Source organism: Vreelandella subterranea (assembly GCF_900111305.1).
Taxonomy (GTDB): Bacteria; Pseudomonadota; Gammaproteobacteria; order Pseudomonadales; family Halomonadaceae; genus Vreelandella; species Vreelandella subterranea.
In genome coordinates, this window is record NZ_FOGS01000003.1 from 19,575 (window position 1) to 39,454 (window position 19,880).

The window sequence follows — 19,880 nt, forward strand, 5'->3', positions numbered from 1 at the left end:
GAGACAGGGCTTGAGCCCCGGGTTTAGGAACAGGCGCGGCGCACATTGGCAAGCAAGGGGCTGCCGGTATCGGGGTCGGTGATCAACGTGCAGTCAACCTGGTAAAGCGCACGCACCAGTGCCGGCGTGACGATCGCTGCCGGCGCACCTTGGGCGACAATCTGTCCGTCATTCAGGGCGATGAGATAATCCGCGTAGCGACAGGCGCTTGCCAGGTCGTGAAGCACCATGACCACCGTGCGGCCCTGGCTGGCGAGATGGCGTACCAGTTCAAACACCTCGATCTGATGACCCAGGTCCAACGCGGACGTTGGCTCATCAAGAAGTAACAGCGGCGTTTGCTGGGCGATGGTCATGGCGATCCACGCCCGCTGGCGCTGCCCGCCGGAAAGCGCCTCCAAAGGCCGTTCGGCCAACGCCTCAAGCCCTGCGGCGTGCAACGCATGTTCCACCACTTGCTGGTCTTCCGCCGACCACTGGCGCAGCCATCCCTGGTGCGGTTGGCGGCCAAAGCGAATCAGCTCGCTGACAGTGAGCCCTTCCGGTGCGACGGCCTCCTGCGGCAGCAAGGCGAGCTTTCTGGCCAGTTCGCGACCGGGCAGGCGCTGAATATCCTCGCCGCTCAACAGCACCGCGCCCTTGTCGGGTTTATGCAAGCGGGCAAGGCCCGAGAGCAGCGTGGACTTGCCGCACCCGTTGGGGCCCACAATCGCGGTGACCTGGCCGCTTGGCAGGCTGACGCCTAACGACGCGATAACCCGTCGCGTGCCATAGCTCAGGTCGAGCGCGTCGGTGGCGAGCGTGGGGGATGGTTCAACCTGCATCATGCGTGGCTCCGTTGCGGGCGCATCAATATCCATAACAGCCAGGGGCCGCCGATCACCGCGGTGACAATGCCGACGGGAATTTCAATCGGGGCAAGCAGGGTACGCCCGGCGAGATCTGCAAGGACCATCACCAACGCACCCGCAAGCGTTGATGCCACCAGCGGCACCTGGCGTGAGCTGGAAAGCGAGCGGGCGATTTCAGGGCCAATCAACCCGACCATGCCGACAGGGCCTGCCACCGCAACCGCCAGCGCGGTCAATACGACCGAGAGCATCAGCACCTGGAAGCGGCGGGCTTTGACGTTGATGCCCAGCCCATAGGCGGTGGCGTCCTTAAAGCGCATCAGCGATAACGGGCGTGCGACCATCCAAGCGGCGATCATACCCATTACCAATCCCGCAGCGAGTAGCGCTACCGCACCGCCAGGGCGCGCATTGAGTGAGCCGACGGTCCAGGGATAGGCCGCATTGGCGGTATCGATCGCTACCCGCGCCAGCATCAACTGGGTGACCGCACCAAACACCGCCCCTACCCCAATGCCCGCGACGATAAACCGATAGCCCTGGGTGCCACCGCCCGCCACCAGGCCAAAGGTTAGCGCAGCGGCGGTGGCGGCTCCCGCCAGTGCCATGGCCGGCGGGGCCAGCGAGACACCCAACCCCACCACCGAGGCCACAGCAAACGCGGTCGCACCGTTATCGATACCGATGATACCCGGCGTGGCGAGGCGGTTGCGCGCCAGGGTTTGCATCAGTACACCGGCGAGCGCGAAAGCCGCCCCGGTCAAACAGGCGGCCACCAACCGGGGCAGGCGCAGTTCCTGGACGGTGAACACGCTGATCATCTCGCCCCGGCCGAATAGCGCGGGCAATACGGCGCTAACGGGTAGCGCCATGCTCCCAAGGCTCAAATAAAGCACGCAGGCGCAGAGCAGCGCGACGCACAGCCCAGTGCTGACAACCAGCGCACGTCGCTCAACCAGCACGCTGCAGGCGTTGCCCCATGGGGAACGCCATGCAATATGCCAGTAGCCCGACGGCGCGGTCACCGCCTGTGGACGGTGCTCAGGCATAAAGGCCGATGTGGAAAAATCACTTGGGTTTGAATTCATGACAAGCCAACGCCAGAGGTTATAAAGACGGCAGCCGCCTGGCGCGCACCACGGCGACCAGCACCGGCGCACCGCACAGCGCGGTGAGAACACCAATCGGCAACTCCGACGGCGCCACCGCCACGCGGGCAATCATATCCGCTGCCAGCACCATCAAGGGACCAATCGACAGGCAGAACCACAGCGTGCGGCGAATATCCGGCCCGGCCATCGCCCGGGCGACAAACGGCACCACCAGGCCGACAAAGGCAATGGGTCCGGCCATTGCCGTGGCGCCCCCTACCAGCAAGGCCACACAGGCCACGACACACCAACGAATCAGCCCGGGGTGATGGCCCAACCCTGAGGCTGCCCGCTCGCCCAGTGCCAATGCCGCCAGCGGGCGCGCCATCAACACCACCGCGACGGCGGCGACCAGCATGCTGGGCAGCATTGCGGCGAGGTCATCCAGGCGTCGCCCGGCAAGGCTGCCGATGACCCAAAAGCGGATTTCGTCCGCCGCGCGCTGGTCATACAGCAACATCAGCGAGGTCAGCGAGCCCAACAGCCCCGAAAACGCCGCCCCCGCCAGCACCAGCCGCACCGGGTCACTACCGACGCCGCGCACCCGCGTTACGCTGAGCACACACAGACAGCCCACCAAGGCCCCCAACTGGGCAACCGAAATACGCAGCGTCGCGGCACTGGCGCCCATCACCAGGGTCAGCGCGACGGCAAACGCTGCCCCGGCGCTGACGCCCAGCAGGCCGGGTTCGGCCAGCGGATTACGCGACACCGCCTGCAACAGCGCCCCCGCGACTCCCAGCGCCATGCCCACAGCAATGCCAATCAAGGTGCGCGGCGCCCGCAGTTGCCACACCACAAAGCTGGCGTCGCTATCCTGGGTACCGGCCAGCGCCGCCAGTGAACGCAGCGGCCCAACTTCACCCGCACCGACCAGCAGGCTCACGAGGCTCACCGCCACAAGGGCGGTGAGGAGTAACGTCATCTGCGTTCGTTGATGGGCGACGCGGATCGGCATCACGGCAACAGGGCAGCTTCGATATCGTCAAGAATCGCCTGGGCAGCCAACGGGCCATTGGCACTGGACCATAGCTGGCCATTCACCGGCACGACCTGATCGCGCTTGACCACATCAAGCCGAGTAAAGGCGCTGCTTTGCTTGGCAGCTTCCAGCGCTTCCCGTCCATCTTTATTCAGCGTGGCCAAAAACAGCCAGTCGCCATCCACCTGGGAGAGGTTTTCAAGGCTCAGCACATCGCTGTGCACGCCCCGCTCGCCCACCAGCCCGGCGTCTTCCACCGTCAGGCCCACTTGATCAAGCAGCCCGGCGGCAAACAGGTTTTTCGACATCACCATGGGCCCGCCCGGCATCCAGCGCACCACGAAGGCATTACCACCCACACCCGCCTCTTCCAGCGCACTGGCAAGCCCGGCGGCACGCTCGTCAACCGCGTTGATGGCGACTTCGATGGCCTCCTGGCGATTCAGTGCTTCACCGTAAAGCCGTGCTTCGTCCTTCCAGTTATCCGGAGCAATCGGCTGACTATGCGGAACGATAGTTGGGGCAATTTGCGACAGCAGCCGGTACTGAGCCTCGGTCAGCCGGGCGGGCGCCAATATCAACTCCGGTCGCTGCTCCAGCACCGCTTCGGTATTGATTTCGCGCACCACGCCCATGATGGCAGGACGCTCATCGCCTAAATGGGCCTCAACGTATTCAGCAACGTTGTCGCCGCCGCGGGTGGTCACCGCGCCCAGTGGGGTTACCCCCGCTGCCAGCGAGGCATCCAACGCGCCTTCGTACAACGTCACCACACGCTCGGGGGTGCCGGTGACGTCCACCTCGCCGAAAGCGGTATCCAGGGTGCGTGCCTGGGCAGCGCCTCCCCAAAGCCCACTCAACAGCAGTCCCACAATGCCGACGCGCAGTACGTTCGCTCGCATACGTTATCCTCACTGGATTTGAGATGCAGGGATAATAACGATTATCAAAAGCACTTTCATCAACATTCATTCGAATGGCGTGTTCCTTTCTACGCAACACCCCAGCGGTCAACGGCGTTCCATTCCATGCAACGGGTCGTTCCCTTCTTTCATCTCGCATTTGGGAACTTTTGTTTTTAGAATCCTCATCGCATTTGATAACGAATATCAATACAAGGTTAATTGATCTACCAAGGGGTTCTCCATGCCACGCTTCACCCGTACCGTTCTGGCCAGCGCTGTTGCGCTGACCGTTTCCTCCCCGGCTGTTTACGCCCAGCAAAGCGACCAGCTCGATAATATCGTCGTCTCGGCCAGTGGTTTTGAGCAGGCCATGGTCGACGCACCGGCCAGCATTTCTGTCGTGTCCCGCGAGGAACTGGAGCGTAAGCGCGTTACCAGCATTGCCGATGCCCTGCGCGATGTGGAGGGCGTGGACGTGGGTGGCCAAGTGGGTAAAACCGGGGGGCGCAACATCAGCCTGCGCGGCATGCCCAGCGACTACACGCTGATCTTGATTGATGGCCGCCGCCAGAACACCGCCGGTAGCGTGACACCCAACGGCTTTGGCGAGACCTCCACCAGCTTCTTTCCGCCGGTTTCAAGCATCGAGCGCATCGAGGTGATCCGCGGGCCGATGTCGACGCTTTACGGTTCCGACGCCATGGGCGGGGTGATCAACATCATTACCCGCAAGGTCGGCCGCGATTGGACCGGCTCGGTTGGCGTCGAGAACACCTATAACGAAGACCGGGACTTTGGCGACCGCCGCGAGATCAATCTCTACACCAGTGGCCCCCTGGTGGAAGACACCCTGGGCTTGCAATTACGCGGACGCTTCTATGAGCGCGATGCGTCCAGTCTGGAATACAGTGACCAAAATGGCGACCCTATCGAGGTCAGCCAGCGCGGCCCCAGTCCGGTGGAAGACGACACCTATAACCTGGGCGGCAAGCTGACCTGGACGCCGACCAATGACCACGACCTGTGGCTCGACGGTGAAGTCAATCGCCAGCGCTACAACAACGACGACTGCCAGCTCGGCACTCTGGATGGCCGCACGCGCAGCTGTGAGCCCGATCCGGGCGAAGCATTTGGCTACTCTGACGAGCTGCGCTTTGAGCGTGAGCAGATTGCCATCGGCCACACCGGGCGTTTTGCCTCGGGCACGCTGGAATCCAGTCTGATGCGCAACACCACCGAGACCAAAGGGCGTACGATTCCGGGTGCGATTGGCGAGGCTTATGACGGCTTCCCGGGCATTGTCGGCGGTGACCCGCGCGAGCTGGAAACCACCAACACGGTTCTCGACAGCAAATTCGTCATGCCGCTGGGCGACCATATGACCACCGTGGGCATGCAGTGGTGGGACGCCGAGCTGGATGACGGATTGGCGGGTGAAACCTTTGAGCAGACCACCTGGTCGTTGTTTGCTGAAGACGAATGGATGCTACGCGATGATCTGGCGCTCACGCTCGGCGGGCGTTACGACCACCACGACGCCTTTGGCAGCCAGTTCAGCCCGCGCGGCTACCTGGTCTGGAACACTACCCCTAACTGGACGCTTAAGGGCGGCGTCAGCCGCGGCTACAAGACGCCGTCGCTCAACGACCTCCATGACGGTATCAATGGCGTCACTGGCCAAGGCACCATACTGACCATCGGCAACCCGGACCTGGAGCCGGAAACCAGCACCAGCAGCGAGATCGGCGCCCACTACGATAACCAGCAGGGCTTTACCGCCAGCGCGACGCTGTTCCACAACCAGTTTGACGATAAAATCGCCAGTGGTAACGACAGGCAGGTGACCAACGACCCCTTGATTCCTGACGGTGTTTACAGCCAACAGGTCAATGTCGACGAGGCAATTACCCAGGGCGTTGAGCTTTCTACCGGCTACCAGTTCACCCCCGACTGGCGCCTGAACGCCAACTACACCTACACCGATAGCGAACAGAAAAGCGGCGAAAACGAGGGTGACCCGCTCACCGATACCCCCGAACACGCCGTTAACGCCACGCTGCGCTGGCAGGCCACCGCCAAACTGGACGCCTGGCTTTCCGCAGAGTACCGCAGCGAGCGTTACCGTAACCGTGAAAGCGTACGCGGCGCGCCTTCCTTTGATGATCTGGGCGACTTTAAAGCCTATTCGCTGTTCCATCTGGGCGGTAATTACGCGGTCACCGACCAGCTTAATCTGAGCGCGACGATCTATAACCTGTTCGACAAGGACTTTGTCGACTACCAAAGCTACGCATCCACCGACCGTGCGGGTAACCCGCAAACCAGCTATGGCAACGTGTACGCCAACAGTGAAGAAGGTCGCCGCCTGTGGTTCTCGGCGCGCTACGAGTTCTGACGGTTTAAACTCGCGACTGTTTTGGTGTTCTCCTTCAGCCCCGGCGATTGCCGGGGCTTTTTTGGTTCTGTACGGCCCTGCCTTTCAGATAACCGCCGTGGCGATCATAGGCCAATATCTGCTAGATTATTCGGCTTTGGTTACGGGTGCATGCAGGTACTGGCTAGGAGTTGGCTCGCTGGAACATTTACTTAATGGCTTATCCCCCTTCTCATGGAGCCTCTTGATAGGCACATCTTTTCTGACTTCCCTGCTTACCGCCTGCCTGGGTGCGGGAGGCGGTATCTTGTTGCTGGGCATCATGGCCCAGATCGTGCCGCCCCAGGCCATTATTCCGCTGCATGGCATGGTGCAGTTGGGTTCCAACGCCAACCGGGCGGCGATGCTTTGGCGGGATATTGACCGTCAGATGGTTGTTGCTTTCTTGCCGGGTGCGGCGGTGGGTGCGTTGCTTGGTAGCCTGGTGTTGATTTCCCTGCCGTCTGATTTTCTCTATTTGAGCATTGCCAGCTTTATTGTGTATTTATGCTGGGGCCCGGCACTACCCAAAATCGTCATGGGCCGCAGAGGCACACTCCTGATGGGCGCCGTCACAACGTTTTTGACGCTGTTTGTCGGGGCAACCGGGCCGCTGATCGGCGCCTATCTCAAGCAGCTCTATCAACAACGCTTCACCATCGTCGCAACGCTGGCCGCGGTCATGAGCGTGCAGCACGTCATTAAAATCCTCGTCTTTCAGCAGGCGGGCTTTAGCCTTGTGCCTTGGCTGTCGCTTGCGGGCGCCATGATCGCAAGCGGTGCCATCGGCACCTGGGTTGGGCTGCGTATTTTGAAGCACATGCCGGAACGCCGCTTCGCCCATATTTTCAATTGGGTCCTAACACTGCTGGCCGCTCGCTTGGTTTGGCAGGCGCTGAGCGGTTAAGCCTCAGTTTCTCTCGCATCAAAACTGCAGACCCCGTGCGCACAGGCGTCAAGTCGCAATATAAATCACAATAATTTTTATTCGCTCAAAATGCTGGCACAATATGTCCGTTTCTCCGTTCCTGCGGTGTACCCCATGCACGATTTCGACGAACTCAAAGCCTTTGCTGAGGTAATGGCCTCCGGCAGCCTGACGCGCAGCGCGCGCAAGTTGGGGCTGGCTAAATCCACCCTGAGCCGACGCATCAGCCATCTGGAAGCACGCCTGGAGCAACCGTTGCTGCGTCGCCAGGCCAATCGGCTGCTGCCCACCGAGGCGGGGCTTGTCTTCCATCGCTACTGCCAGGACATGCTGACACTGGCGGAAAGCAGCCATGAAGCGCTGGCCGAGCTGCGTGAAGATATCAGCGGGACGGTGACTCTGGAGGTTCACAGCGCGCTGGCAAGAGGCTGGATGGGGCAGGTCCTGGATACCTTCATGGCACGCTATCCCCAAGTCGAGCTCACCTTGCGTACCCGGGATGAGCCGCCCAGTTCGCTTAACAGTCACAGTGTCCATGTGTGCCTTGGGCCAGTGCCGGAAAACGGCCTCCACCAGGAGCCACTAGGCAGTCTGACGCGTGGTCTCTATGCCAGCCCGTCGTACCTCAGCCAGCAACCGTTGCTTGAACACCCGCGCGATCTTGCCAACCACCCCTGGATCGACCTGTTGAGCACGACTCAGGATGGCTTGCAGCTGCACCATGAAAGCCACGGCAATTACCACTTCTATCCGCCCCGCTCACGCTTGCGGGTGGACATGACAGCACTGCACCTGGATGCCATCGCCCACGGCAAGGGTATTGGCCTGCTGCCTCACTGGCTGGCCGACAAACGCGAGGCCCATCACCCCGGCGAACTGACTCCCTGCCTGCCCAATTGGCAGCCAGCGCCGCTTCCTATCACGCTGCTCTACGCCTACGGCTACCAGCCTCGGCGCGTGAAGGCGCTGCTGGCATTTTTGCGCCAGACCATGCCTCGCCAATGGCAGCACAATGAGGCCGCGGCTTAGAACGTCAACAGACCCTAGATTTTACCTTCTCGACTTGCCAGTTAGTCCGCTACCTATTCACAATAGTCGGTCACTCATTGCCAAGGACGCGCCATGCTGGCGGAACTTTTTGCGGTAATGGCGCCCGTGCTGGCGGGCGCTGGCCTGGGGTTTACCTGGGTAAGACTGGGCCAGCCCTACCCGGTCGATTTTGTCACCCGGCTGGTCTTCAATATCGGAACGCCCTCGCTGGTGCTGGCGTCGCTCGCCGGGGCGGAGATAGACGCCAGCACCTTTGGCCGCACCATGCTCTCAACCGCGCTGGTGATCATCTGCATGGCCGGGGCGACGTTTTTTGTGGCCAAGCTTTTGCGCCGTGACTGGCGCGTCTTGCTGTCCCCCATGATGTACCCCAATACCGGCAACATGGGACTGCCGGTGGTGCTTTACGCCTTTGGCAGTGCCGGGTTTGTGTACGGTATTACCGTGATGGTGACGGTTTCACTGTTTCAATTTACGGTGGGCACCATGCTGGCCAGTCGGGGAAACCCGCTCAAGTCTCTGGCCAAGACGCCTACGGTCTACGCCATCGCCATTGCCATGGCGTTGTTGCTGACCGACACCGAGCTGCCGCTTTGGCTGGCCAACAGTGTGGATTTGATGTCGGGCTTTACCGTGCCGCTGATGCTGATCACCCTGGGCGTGTCACTGGCCAGTATTCAGGTCAAAAGCCTTCGCTCAGGCCTTGGCTTTAGCCTGGTGCGTATTCCGCTCGCGGCGACGGCAGCCTGGCTGATTGCCGGACTAATGGGGCTACCGCCTTTGGCCCAGGGAATTTTGGTGTTGCAAATGAGCATGCCGGTCGCGGTATTCAACTATCTGTTTGCCCAACGCGCCCAGCGCGAACCCGCCTATGTGGCAAGCCTGGTGTTTTGCTCCACCCTGCTGTCATTGATTTATCTTCCGGTGTTACTTGCCTGGCTGATGCCGTGACCCGACGTCAAAAGGGAACCTATCGCCCCCAAAAGCGTCTCTGCTGGACGCCCCTAACATCTGCCACTTTTTTTGGGAGAGTTCCAATGCGCCGCTTATCTGATTCTGTATTACGTCACCGCTGGTTGACCGCTGCACTCTTTGGATTATTCGGCAGCGCCTCCGTCAGCGCCGCGGAAATGTTCGAGGCACCAATTGAGAGCGATCAACTCACCGTTTCGATCGAAAAGGTCGCGGGTGGTCTCCAAAATCCCTGGTCGGTCGCCATACTCCCGGACGGTCGTTTTCTGGTCAGCGAGCGGCCTGGACAACTGAACTTGATTGACGCCGAGGGTGGCGAACCGCGCCCCCTCGACGGATTGCCCGACGTCAGTCAGCGCGGCCAGGGCGGACTCCTGGATATTGCCCTGCACCCGCAATTTGGCGATGGTGATCATGACTGGGTCTATTTCACCTGGAGCGAACCCGCGGACGGGGGCAGTCGCAGCGCGCTGTCCCGTGTGAAGTGGCAGGGGGATCAGTTGAGTGATGTCGAACACCTGTTTGCCCAGGATCGCGCTTCCTCACCGGGACGCCATTACGGTTCACGCCTTGCCTGGCTGCCCGACGGCACCCTGCTGATGAGCATTGGCGATCGCGGCCAAGAGCCGTCCCGTGCCCAGGCTGATGACGATCACGCAGGCTCTACACTGCGCCTGACCGACACCGGCAACGCACCCGACGACAACCCCTTTGTGGGCGACTCGTCCACCCTTGATGAAATCTACACCCTGGGCAACCGCAACATTCAGGGCATGGTGGTACGGCAAGATGGCGAACCCTGGGCTACGGAACACGGACCCAGAACCGGCGATGAGCTGAATCACCTGATGGCGGGTGAAAACTACGGCTGGCCCGAGGTCAGCCGGGGCAATGACTATGCGACCAACGAACCGATTGGCGAAGCCTCCAAACCCGGTATGGTTGACCCTGTGTACGTATTTGAAGGCCGGTTTGCGCCATCCGGTCTGGCAGAAGTCACCAGTAGCGCCTTTGGCGATTGGCAAGGCCAGCTGTTAGCAGGCGGCCTGAGCAGTGAACAGCTGGTCAGGCTGCAGATCGAAGATAATCAGGTGGCTAGCCATGAAGTTATCCTTGATGGAGAGATCGGCCGCATCCGCGACGTGCGTCAGGGGCCTGACGAGGCTATTTATCTACTGACGGATGCCGCCGACGGCGGCCTTTATCGTCTACGTCCCGTCGATTAACGGCTATTCGCTTATTGACGATTCATCACCCCGGTTAACGCATGCGTTTACGAAATTTGATTATTCTGACCGTCATTGTCCCGCTATTCGTTGTATTAGTGGTGTTCAGCCTGGTGGCGATCAAGTCCATGGAAGATAACGTTCGCTCGAAGCTGCAGAATGAAGTCGACATGATCACCCATGCGCTAAGTACGACGCTGGGCTATGCCGTTGCCCGGGAAAGTGACGCCTCGCTCGAGGAAGCGCTGGAGGCCGCTTTCTCTTTTCACCGCATCTACGGGGCCTATGTGTTCGATACCAACGGGCGGGAAGTTTACGGCCTGGGGCTCGGCCGTGAGCTCTTCAGCCGCGAGGATATCCAGCAGGTAATCAAGGACGACGAACTCCGCGGCGCCTACCGACAGTTTGAAGGCTGGACCTACTACTCGGCCCTCAAGCCCCTGCGCACACCGGATGGCGAAATAAGTGGCGTACTGCAGGTCAATCGTTTGAATACCGGTATCGAAAACTACACCGGGTTTCTCAGCATCGTGGCCGGGCTGGTCTTTGTATTTGGCGCTGCGGGCATTGTGCTGAGTATCTGGTGGGGGTTTCGTCAGTATATCGAAAGGCCCTTGAATCGTTTGCTGATGGTCATGCAGCGTGTCGAGGAGGGGGATCGCGGTCAGCGCGCCAACATTGAAGGGCCAGCGGAATACCGCCGACTGGCATCAGGGCTTAACGGCATGCTGGATGCCATGGCCGAGAAAGATCACGACATCGAAGACCGCCAACAGCGCGAAATCGAGCTTGAAAAGCGGCTGCGTAAATCCAAGAAGCTTGCCGAGCTTGGCGTCCTTGCGGCGGGGGTTGCCCACGAAATAGGCGCCCCGCTGACCGTGATCAACGGCCAGGCCCAGCGGCTGGCCCGGCGTGATGTCATCGGCGATGACGAACGTGCCCGGTTGAGCCGTATTCGCGGCGAGGTGGAACGGATCGTCGAGATTGTCCGTCAACTGATGGAGCTGGGCCGCCAGCATAACGTTGAAAAAGACCAGCAACCCCTCGACGAGTTGATGCACAACGCCAGCGCCCTGGTGGAAGATGAACTGGAACCCCGTGGGGTATATCTGGAAACCCATTTGCCTCGCCCAACGCCAACATTGCTGGCCAACGGGCAGCAAATTATTCAGGTACTGACCAACCTGTTGCGCAATGCGGCCCAGGCTGAGGGCGTTGGTCACATCCGTGTCCGTGCCGAACAGCAGGAACACGAGCTTCATTTATGGGTTGAGGATGACGGCCCTGGTATCCCCACCTCGCACCATCAACAGGTATTTGACCCTTTCTTTACCACCAAACCTGTTGGCCAGGGCAGCGGGCTGGGGCTTTCGATGGTACACCGAATCATCAACGATCATGGCGGCACAATCGGCGTTTTCAACAGCCCCCTGGGCGGCGCCGGTTTTGAAATCACGCTGCCTCTTTACGACACCACACCTGCATGAGGGCCATGTCTGTGAAGCACCCGGAACATTTTTTACCTTTGTTGGTAGTGGAAGATGACAGCGCCATACGCGAGCTGCTGGAAGAAGAGTTACAGGACGCTGGTTACACTACCCATGGTGTTTCCAGCGCGGAGGATGCCATTGCCCTGTTGAGCCACACGGCGGTATCCCTGATCATTACCGATGTACGCCTGCCGGGTATCAGCGGCATTCAACTGCTCCAGCAGCTTCGTCATGAAGGCAGTGAGCAGGGCATTATTGTGATTACGGCCTTTGGTACCATTGATCAGGCCGTTGAAGCGCTCAAGCTCGGGGCCGACGATTTCCTGACCAAACCACTGGATCTCGACGCCGTGCGAGAATCGGTATTTCGCGTGCTGGAACGCCAGCGTCTGGCGGTGTCCCACGTGGCTGACACTAGCCACTTTCACGGTATTGTGGGTCAAAGCGACGCCATGCAGGCGCTGTTCAAGGACGCTTCGCGCCTGGCAAAAAGTGATGCCCCCATTCTGCTGCTGGGTGAAAGCGGCACCGGCAAGGAACTTCTGGCCCAGGCGATTCACCAGGAAAGCTGGCGTCACGATGCGCCTTTTGTGGCGGTCAATTGCGCCAGCATTCCCGCTGAGCTGATGGAAAGCGAGTTTTTTGGCCACGTCAAAGGGGCCTTTACCGGCGCTAACGAAGCACGACAGGGCCTCTTTCACAGCGCCCAGGGCGGGAGTCTCTTCCTGGATGAAATCGGCGAAATGCCGATCAACCTCCAGGCAAAACTGCTCCGCGCGCTGCAGGAAAAAACCGTCCGCCCTGTTGGCGGCGAGCGCGAAGAACCGGTTGATGTGAGGATCATCGCCGCCACGCACCGGCATTTGGAAAAGGAAATCGAGCAGGCCAACTTTCGAAGCGATTTATTCTACCGGTTGGAAACCTTCTCGTTACGCATTCCCCCCTTGCGTGAGCGTGGTCCCGACATTGAGCACCTGGTATTCACCCTGATCGACAAGCATGCCGACGCTCAGCACAAACGGATTGAGCAAATCGAGCCCGATGCGCTGCACTGCCTGCTCCACTACCCCTACCCGGGTAACGTACGCGAGCTTGAAAATGCCATTATGCGCGCCGTTACGCTCAGTGAAGATGGCACGCTACGCCATCAGCACCTGCCTGAACGACTGCGCGAACAACTCTCTCAGGATGCCGCCCAGACCACCGCGACGGTTACCGGTGAAGTGCTCCCCACACCCAGGATGCCAACGGCCACAGCAGCGCCCTGGCCCAGCCTGGAAGAAGTGGAGAAGCGCTACATCCGCAAGGTACTGGAAGCGACAGGCGGCAACAAACGGCGCACCGCAGAAGTGTTGGGCATCGCCCGCCGCACGCTTTACCGTCGCCTGGAAGATAGCGAAGAGTCGTGAGGATAGCTAAAAAAAGCCCCCGCGGGCGCGGGGGCTGAAGGGATGATAAACCGGGAAAACAACCGCAGGGAACAAACAGTTGGACGGTTTACCATCGTAGGGACTTGGTAACTAAACTGACTTACTGGCTGCTATCTTCTTCCTCGCTATCCGCGTTTTCTGACTGATCGCCACCGCTGCTATCAACGCTATCTGAGTCATTTGCTGACAGATCGCTTGCATCCTCGCCGTCACCGGGCATTGGGTCCGTGCCATCACCAAAGCCAGGCTCTTCAGTGGCATCACCCGTTAATGACTGATCTCCCTGAGCTGGCTCACCACTGGCGGGTTCACCTTCCATTCCCGGTTCACCTTGCAGGCCTGCTTCGCTTTCCATCGCCGGATCATTTTCCTGCTCAGAAACGAATTGATCATCCTGGGTGGAAGCTCCGTCGGCTGCTTCGTTATTCTGCTGGTCCTGGGTTGTTGCCTCGGGCACGGCTGTGCCTTCTACGTCTTCTTCCTGACCGCAGCCTGCCAGTAGCGCACCGCTCAAAAGCAAGGCTGCCAGGACACTCGATTGACCATTAAAACGATATAGTTTCACGCGCTTACTCCATTCCAGCTAAAACGTTACTGCCCTGTGACGTCAGCATTGAGCAACAAGTTCACAGTCAGCAGTTTCAATCTACGTCTGTGTGGATTGCTCACTAAATATGCGTTTACATTGCGTTTAATCAGGCGATTACCGTTCATTAAAGACTCGAGCAAAGTCAGCATAGCGCATATTGCCCAAACCCCTTACAAACATCACACCAAACCATGATGTAAAATCATAAAATATATAATATTCATAAACTTAAGATAAAATTATTCGATACTTTATGGGCCTGTTCAGTGCTTGCCAGTGGGTGAAAAATGACACATGAGACACTATGCAGCCACCCAAGGCGGGGCGTTGTGACACACCCAAAACACTTATGTATAGTAATTGGTAATCTTCTTAGTACTTCATCTCATCTTTTTACTTATGGGTGACGGTAGCCGCTGGCCTTGTGGGTCATTTTTGGTGGTCAAACAGGTGCCAGCACCTAACCCAGTTAACAAAAGGCATCGCCGATGGACGAGACACGAAATGTCAAAATTCAGGTACGAGGCGTAAGCAAGGTTTTTGGGAAAAATCCCAAAAGCGCGCTCAAGCTTCGTGACCAGGGGTTAAAGCGCCCTGAAATTCTTGAAAAAACGGGCCAAACACTGGGACTTTCCGACATCTCTTTTGATGTTTATGAAGGCGAGCTACTGGTCATCATGGGGCTATCAGGGTCGGGTAAATCCACCCTGATCCGCTGCCTCAACCGACTTATCGACACCAGCGAAGGGGATATACTCATCGACGATGAGCATATCCCTTCGCTGAGCGAGAAGGCCCTGCTCGAGTGCCGTCGTCGGCACTTTTCAATGGTGTTTCAGAATTTTGCCCTCTTCCCCCATAAAACGGTGCTGCAGAACGCCCAGTTTGGCTTGGAAATCCGCGGCATCGCGCCCGCCGAACGTGATAAAAAGGCGCGCGAGTCACTCACCCAGGTAGGCCTGGATGGTTGGGAGGATGCGTATCCCAACCAGCTATCCGGCGGTATGCAGCAACGGGTTGGCCTTGCCCGGGCATTGGCAAACGATGCCAGCGTCCTGCTGATGGACGAAGCTTTCTCGGCGCTGGACCCCTTGATTCGCAAGGACATGCAGCAGGAACTCCTGCAACTGCAGTCCAGGATGCAGAAAACCACCGTCTTCATTACTCACGACCTGGACGAAGCACTGAACATTGGCGACCGCATCGTGCTGTTGAAGGACGGTGAAGTTGTGCAGATTGGTACCCCAGAAGACATTCTGACCAAACCGGCCGACGACTACGTGCGCCGCTTTATCGAAGGGGTCGACCGTTCGCGCATTCTGACGGCCGAGAGTGCCATGCGCCCGGTGCGTTCAACTGCTCGTGAAAGCGACGGGCCACGCACGGCGCTTCGCCGCATGCGTGACCACAGCATCGACTCCATTTACGTTACCGATCGAGACCGCAAGCTGCTCGGGCTTCTTGAAGCCGACGCGGCCAGCCACGCCATCGAGGCCGGTGCGGATACGATCAACGAATACATGACCCAGGACTTTCGAAAAGTCACCACTGACGAACCCCTCCAAAATCTGTTCGCCATGTTCAGCGACAAGAGCTTCCCAATCGCCGTGATAGACGAACAGCAACGGCTGCTCGGCGTCGTGGTGAAAGGGGCAGTACTCGATGAACTCGCTCGGGCAGGAGAATAATCATGGATATTCCAAGCATTCCGTTAGGTTACTGGATTGAAAGCGGCCTGACGTGGCTGACCAGCGAATATTCGCTGATCACACGGGCCATTTCTCGCGTTACACAAACCGGGATCGGCGGTCTCAATGATGGCCTGATGTGGCTTCCGCCATGGGCATTATTGGCCATTATCGCGCTGCTGTGCTGGAAAGCCGCCTCGCCGCGCCTTGCCATCGGCGCGGCCGCCGGGATGGCCTTGATATGGAACCTGGGACTCTGGGACCCCATGATCGAAACCTTGACGCTGGTGGTCATCGCCACGCTGGTGGCCGTGGTCATGGCGATTCCGGTTGGCATCGCCGCCGCGCTATCTCAGCGCCTGTACCGCGTTATCATGCCGATTCTCGACTTCATGCAGACCATGCCGGCGTTTGTGTACTTGATACCGGCCATCCCGTTTTTCGGCATCGGATCGGTCTCGGCCATCTTTGCGACCGTCATTTTCTCGATGCCGCCAGCGATTCGCTTCACCACCCTCGGCATTCGACAGGTACCCGTCGAGCTGATTGAAGCCGCCGATGCCTACGGGGCGACCCGTGGCCAGAAGCTCTTCAAGGTGCAGCTGCCCTTGTCACTTCCGACAGTCATGGCCGGTATTAACCAAACGATCATGCTGGCACTCTCCATGGTGGTCATTGCCGCCATGATCGGTGCGGATGGTCTGGGCAGCGAAGTATGGCGTGCCATCCAGCGCCTACGCCCGGGTGACGGCTTTGAAGCCGGTATCGCGGTTGTTATTCTCGCCATGGTGCTTGATCGCTTGACCCAATCGTTCAGTAAGTCGCGCCGTTAAAAGTCCCTACTGGCCTTTTACGGCACCGGCGTTCAAGCTGGTGGGACTTGCACAGCATGGGATACATGCCCATGCTGTCAATGATACGAAGTAAACACGACTTTGTTTGAGGTGGCTAATGCTACCTCTCCATCCAAGGGAGCAAGTGAATGAAAACTCGTATGTTGAATCGCCGTATCCGTCTCGCCTCGTTGGCACTCGTTTCAGGCGCTGGCCTTGCCGCTGGTGGCATGGTTCAGGCTCAGGACAAAGGCACTGTCAACCTGGCTTACGTGGAGTGGTCATCTGAAGTCGCGTCAACCAACGTGGTACGCGCGGTACTTGAGCAAGAAGGCTACGATGTCGACATGACATCACTCTCGGCGGCGGCCATGTTCCAGGCGCTGTCCACCGGGGATGCCGACGCGATTGTGGCTGCCTGGCTGCCCTCGACCCATGAAAACTATATGGAACGCGTCGGTGACAATGTTGAAGACCTCGGACCCAACCTGGATGGCACCAAACTAGGCCTGGTGGTTCCCGAGTACACCGATGTCGATTCCATCGCCGACCTGAACGACAACGCCGACGACTTTAACGGCGAGATTATCGGTATTGATCCTGGTGCGGGCCTGATGTCCCTCACCGAAGAGGTTGTGGATACCTATGATCTTGATCTCCAGTTGCGCAGCGGCAGCGGTGCCACCATGACCGCCGCGCTCGCAAGCGCTATTGAAAACGAGGAAGACATTGTCGTCACGGGTTGGACACCGCACTGGATGTTCGCTCGCTTTGACGTGAAATACCTGGAAGATCCGGAAAACGTCTACGGTGGCGCCGAGCAGATTCACACTGTCGTGCGCGATGGCCTGGCAGAAGACATGCCGGAAGCCTATGCCATTCTTGATGCCTTCGCGTGGACGCCTGAACAGATGGGCGAGGTCATGCTCATGAATCAGGAAGATGACAGCGACCCCTACGAAAACGCCAAGCAGTGGGTTGCAGATAACCAGGACGTCGTCGAGGAATGGCTTAACAACTGATTTCTCGCCTGGACGATAGAAGGAATGAACTGGTGCGTACCTGCGCACCAGTTCAGTTTTTTAATCTCGTCTAAACCATAGCGATGACCGGCATATATGTTACCGATGTTGATCATTACGGAAGTATAGCGAGGAGATTGCCGTGTTTAACAACATTATGGTGCCCGTAGACCTTGCCCACCTGGAAACGCTGGAGCCTGCTCTAAGCGTCGTCGCGGACATGGCCAGACAATATGACGCGACGATTACTTACGTCAGCGTCACGGCCAATACGCCCACCAGCGTCGCCCGCACGCCCCAGGAGTATGAGCAGAAGCTGGACGCTTTCGCTCAGGAACGTCATAAGGTGCATGGGCAACCTGTCAGCATCAAGGTCTACAGCTCGACCGACCCCATTGCCAATGTCGACGACTTGTTGGTAAAAGCTATCGATGAAACGGGCGCCGACCTGGTCATGATGGCGACCCATTTGCCAAGCCATCTGGATATCGTCATGCCCTCTCATGGCGGCAAGGTGGCCACACACACCGACGCCTCCGTCTTCCTACTTCGCCAGAGCAAATAAGAATGCGTACCGTTCTAAGGCGTACTGTTGTAAATAGCTAAGGGAGCAACTTTGTGGATAACAAATCGCAAGACCAATCGCCAGATGAGAACGCTCCTTCGGAAGGGATTCCTGCTCCGGAGGGGCCAGCCAACCTGATCGATACCGATTACGTTATCGGCCAGGACAACATCACGACCAAAACGATGGGGGTTAACCTTGACCTGCACGGCAAGGTCTTCACCATTTCTTCCATCGTCGTACTGCTGTTCGTCATACTTACGTTGGCCCTGCAAGACACCATCGCGCCAATCTATGACACTCTATTTAGTTTCTTGACCGGTAATCTCGCCTGGTTCTTTATCCTGGCGGCCAACATATTCGTCATTCTGTGTATCGGCCTGGTTTTCTCTCCACTCGGCAAGATTCGCCTGGGTGGCGCGGACGCCAAGCCTGATTTTACCTATATGGGCTGGTTCTCGATGCTGTTCGCGGCGGGCATGGGTATCGGCCTGATGTTCTACGGCGTCAACGAACCGCTGACCCACTTTGGCACGTCCTTTGATGGCGGCAGCTGGGCACCACTGGCCGGTGCTGAAGGCGACCAGGCGGGTGCAGCAGCGCTTGGCATGGCGGCGACCATCTTCCACTGGGGTTTGCACCCTTGGGCTATCTACTCGGTTGTAGCGTTGTCCTTGGCGCTGTTTGCCTTTAACAAAGGGCTTCCCCTCTCCATGCGTTCGGTATTCTACCCTATCCTGGGTGAGCGCGTTTGGGGCTGGCCTGGCCATGTAATCGATATTCTGGCTGTTTTTGCCACACTGTTTGGCCTGACCACCTCGCTTGGCCTGGGCGCGACGCAGGCCGCCGCTGGTTTGAGCTATCTGTTTGGTGCCCCAGAATCTGATGTCACCATGATTCTGCTGATTATCGGCATCACGATTATTGCGATCGGCTCTATTCTGGCCGGGGTAGACAAGGGCGTTCAGCTGCTCTCCAAGATCAATATCGCCATGGCGGCGGCGCTACTATTCTTCGTGATTGCGGTTGGCCCGACGCTGTTGATCGCCACCGGCTTTTTCGAAAACCTGATCAACTACGCCATCCACCTGCCGGCGCTTTCCAACCCGTTTGGTCGTGAAGATGCCAACTTCAGCCAGGGCTGGACAGCCTTCTACTGGGCTTGGTGGATTTCCTGGTCGCCGTACGTCGGCATGTTCATCGCCCGTGTTTCGCGCGGCCGTACCGTACGTGAGTTCATCATCTCGGTAATGCTGGTGCCGTCCACGGTCTCAGTGCTCTGGATGACCACCTTCGGTGGCACAGCCATTGATCAGTACGTCAGCCAGGGCATCGAAGCCGTTCGTGAAGCAGGGATTGATCTGCAGCTGTTCATCATGCTGGAACAGTTGCCGCTGTCGCAGATCACTTCCTTCGTGGCCATCGTATTGGTTATCGTGTTCTTTGTGACCTCGTCGGATTCAGGTTCGCTGGTCATCGACTCGATTACCGCCGGCGGCAAGGTCGATGCACCGAAACCCCAGCGTGTGTTCTGGGCAATCATCGAAGGCGCACTCGCGATCGCCCTGCTGCTCGGTGGTGGCTTGACGGCTCTGCAAACCATGGCCGTTTCGACCGGTTTCCCGTTCACCATCATCCTGCTGGTGGCCTCCTATGCCATTATCAAAGGGTTGATGACCGAACCTAAAGCGGTCTAGAAGACTGTCATACCAAGCTTAAACGGGCAGCCCATTGGGCTGCCCGTTTTTTTATGCCTTGGAGCAAACGTTGGTCACACTCGCGACA

17 protein-coding genes are annotated in these 19,880 nt (G+C 58.6%); 12 read left to right on the forward strand and 5 right to left on the reverse strand.

Annotation, left to right across the window (positions count from 1 at the left end; translation table 11 throughout):
- Nucleotides 1-23: 23 nt before the first annotated feature.
- From BMX75_RS05645 to BMX75_RS05660, 4 genes are read right to left on the reverse strand one after another with little or no spacing between them, the layout of a single operon-like run.
- Complete coding sequence (locus BMX75_RS05645; RefSeq protein WP_092826051.1) at nucleotides 24-827, reverse strand: ABC transporter ATP-binding protein; 804 nt, start codon at nucleotides 825-827, stop codon at nucleotides 24-26.
- Complete coding sequence (locus BMX75_RS05650) at nucleotides 824-1,939, reverse strand: FecCD family ABC transporter permease (RefSeq protein WP_092826053.1); 1,116 nt, start codon at nucleotides 1,937-1,939, stop codon at nucleotides 824-826. The genes BMX75_RS05645 and BMX75_RS05650 overlap by 4 nt, the downstream gene beginning before the upstream one ends.
- Nucleotides 1,940-1,958: 19 nt before the next feature.
- Complete coding sequence (locus BMX75_RS05655) at nucleotides 1,959-2,927, reverse strand: FecCD family ABC transporter permease (RefSeq protein ID WP_092826055.1); 969 nt, start codon at nucleotides 2,925-2,927, stop codon at nucleotides 1,959-1,961.
- A 32-nt stretch (nucleotides 2,928-2,959) separates the two neighbouring features.
- A complete protein-coding gene (locus tag BMX75_RS05660; protein ID WP_092826057.1) occupies nucleotides 2,960-3,886 on the reverse strand; it encodes an ABC transporter substrate-binding protein in 927 nt (308 codons plus the stop codon).
- 244 nt (nucleotides 3,887-4,130) lie between these two features.
- Between BMX75_RS05660 and BMX75_RS05665 the strand changes: the two genes are divergently transcribed.
- From BMX75_RS05665 to BMX75_RS05695, 7 genes are all read left to right on the forward strand, one after another.
- Nucleotides 4,131-6,284: a TonB-dependent receptor domain-containing protein gene (locus BMX75_RS05665; RefSeq protein ID WP_092826058.1), complete on the forward strand. Its 2,154-nt coding sequence runs from the start codon at nucleotides 4,131-4,133 to the stop codon at nucleotides 6,282-6,284.
- 223 nt (nucleotides 6,285-6,507) lie between these two features.
- The gene (locus tag BMX75_RS05670; protein ID WP_245748382.1) at nucleotides 6,508-7,209 is read left to right on the forward strand and encodes a sulfite exporter TauE/SafE family protein; all 702 of its coding nucleotides are present in this window, start codon (nucleotides 6,508-6,510) and stop codon (nucleotides 7,207-7,209) included.
- Nucleotides 7,210-7,344: 135 nt separating this feature from the next.
- Nucleotides 7,345-8,259 carry a LysR family transcriptional regulator gene (locus BMX75_RS05675; protein ID WP_092826061.1) on the forward strand — a complete coding sequence of 305 codons (915 nt, stop codon included), beginning with the start codon at nucleotides 7,345-7,347 and terminating at the stop codon, nucleotides 8,257-8,259.
- A 93-nt stretch (nucleotides 8,260-8,352) separates the two neighbouring features.
- Nucleotides 8,353-9,231, forward strand: coding sequence for an AEC family transporter (locus BMX75_RS05680; protein ID WP_092826062.1), 879 nt, complete (start codon nucleotides 8,353-8,355; stop codon nucleotides 9,229-9,231).
- Between the two features lie 86 nt (nucleotides 9,232-9,317).
- On the forward strand, nucleotides 9,318-10,478 hold the full coding sequence (locus BMX75_RS05685) for a PQQ-dependent sugar dehydrogenase (protein WP_092826064.1): 1,161 nt from the start codon (nucleotides 9,318-9,320) through the stop codon (nucleotides 10,476-10,478).
- 41 nt (nucleotides 10,479-10,519) lie between these two features.
- Nucleotides 10,520-11,965 (forward strand): sensor histidine kinase, encoded by a 1,446-nt coding sequence (locus BMX75_RS05690; protein ID WP_092826066.1) that lies wholly within the window; start codon nucleotides 10,520-10,522, stop codon nucleotides 11,963-11,965.
- A 5-nt stretch (nucleotides 11,966-11,970) separates the two neighbouring features.
- Nucleotides 11,971-13,377 (forward strand): sigma-54-dependent transcriptional regulator, encoded by a 1,407-nt coding sequence (locus BMX75_RS05695; protein WP_092826068.1) that lies wholly within the window; start codon nucleotides 11,971-11,973, stop codon nucleotides 13,375-13,377.
- Nucleotides 13,378-13,498: 121 nt separating this feature from the next.
- On the opposite strand, the gene BMX75_RS05700 is transcribed toward BMX75_RS05695, so the two are convergent.
- Nucleotides 13,499-13,963 carry a hypothetical protein gene (locus BMX75_RS05700; protein WP_092826070.1) on the reverse strand — a complete coding sequence of 155 codons (465 nt, stop codon included), beginning with the start codon at nucleotides 13,961-13,963 and terminating at the stop codon, nucleotides 13,499-13,501.
- A gap of 512 nt (nucleotides 13,964-14,475) precedes the next feature.
- On the opposite strand from BMX75_RS05700, the gene BMX75_RS05705 reads away from it, so the two are divergent.
- The 5 genes from BMX75_RS05705 to BMX75_RS05725 all read left to right on the forward strand — a co-directional run bounded on the left by BMX75_RS05705 (nucleotide 14,476) and on the right by BMX75_RS05725 (nucleotide 19,792).
- Nucleotides 14,476-15,675, forward strand: a complete 1,200-nt coding sequence (locus BMX75_RS05705; protein ID WP_092826072.1) for a quaternary amine ABC transporter ATP-binding protein — start codon at nucleotides 14,476-14,478, stop codon at nucleotides 15,673-15,675.
- Nucleotides 15,676-15,677: 2 nt separating this feature from the next.
- Nucleotides 15,678-16,508, forward strand: a complete 831-nt coding sequence (locus BMX75_RS05710) for an ABC transporter permease (protein ID WP_092826074.1) — start codon at nucleotides 15,678-15,680, stop codon at nucleotides 16,506-16,508.
- Between the two features lie 149 nt (nucleotides 16,509-16,657).
- Nucleotides 16,658-17,530, forward strand: a complete 873-nt coding sequence (locus BMX75_RS05715) for a glycine betaine ABC transporter substrate-binding protein (RefSeq protein ID WP_092826076.1) — start codon at nucleotides 16,658-16,660, stop codon at nucleotides 17,528-17,530.
- A gap of 142 nt (nucleotides 17,531-17,672) precedes the next feature.
- Nucleotides 17,673-18,095 (forward strand): universal stress protein, encoded by a 423-nt coding sequence (locus BMX75_RS05720; RefSeq protein WP_092826078.1) that lies wholly within the window; start codon nucleotides 17,673-17,675, stop codon nucleotides 18,093-18,095.
- Nucleotides 18,096-18,148: 53 nt separating this feature from the next.
- The gene (locus BMX75_RS05725; protein ID WP_092826080.1) at nucleotides 18,149-19,792 is read left to right on the forward strand and encodes a BCCT family transporter; all 1,644 of its coding nucleotides are present in this window, start codon (nucleotides 18,149-18,151) and stop codon (nucleotides 19,790-19,792) included.
- The last annotated feature ends 88 nt before the right edge of the window (nucleotides 19,793-19,880 follow it).

Coding starts and splice junctions, on each gene's coding strand:
- BMX75_RS05645 (WP_092826051.1), bottom strand. CDS start 827: ATGATGCAGGTTGAACCATCCCCCACGCTCGCCACCGACGCGCTCGAC.
- BMX75_RS05650 (WP_092826053.1), bottom strand. CDS start 1,939: ATGAATTCAAACCCAAGTGATTTTTCCACATCGGCCTTTATGCCTGAG.
- BMX75_RS05655 (WP_092826055.1), bottom strand. CDS start 2,927: ATGACGTTACTCCTCACCGCCCTTGTGGCGGTGAGCCTCGTGAGCCTG.
- BMX75_RS05660 (WP_092826057.1), bottom strand. CDS start 3,886: ATGCGAGCGAACGTACTGCGCGTCGGCATTGTGGGACTGCTGTTGAGT.
- BMX75_RS05665 (WP_092826058.1), top strand. CDS start 4,131: ATGCCACGCTTCACCCGTACCGTTCTGGCCAGCGCTGTTGCGCTGACC.
- BMX75_RS05675 (WP_092826061.1), top strand. CDS start 7,345: ATGCACGATTTCGACGAACTCAAAGCCTTTGCTGAGGTAATGGCCTCC.
- BMX75_RS05680 (WP_092826062.1), top strand. CDS start 8,353: ATGCTGGCGGAACTTTTTGCGGTAATGGCGCCCGTGCTGGCGGGCGCT.
- BMX75_RS05685 (WP_092826064.1), top strand. CDS start 9,318: ATGCGCCGCTTATCTGATTCTGTATTACGTCACCGCTGGTTGACCGCT.
- BMX75_RS05690 (WP_092826066.1), top strand. CDS start 10,520: ATGCGTTTACGAAATTTGATTATTCTGACCGTCATTGTCCCGCTATTC.
- BMX75_RS05695 (WP_092826068.1), top strand. CDS start 11,971: ATGTCTGTGAAGCACCCGGAACATTTTTTACCTTTGTTGGTAGTGGAA.
- BMX75_RS05705 (WP_092826072.1), top strand. CDS start 14,476: ATGGACGAGACACGAAATGTCAAAATTCAGGTACGAGGCGTAAGCAAG.
- BMX75_RS05710 (WP_092826074.1), top strand. CDS start 15,678: ATGGATATTCCAAGCATTCCGTTAGGTTACTGGATTGAAAGCGGCCTG.
- BMX75_RS05715 (WP_092826076.1), top strand. CDS start 16,658: ATGAAAACTCGTATGTTGAATCGCCGTATCCGTCTCGCCTCGTTGGCA.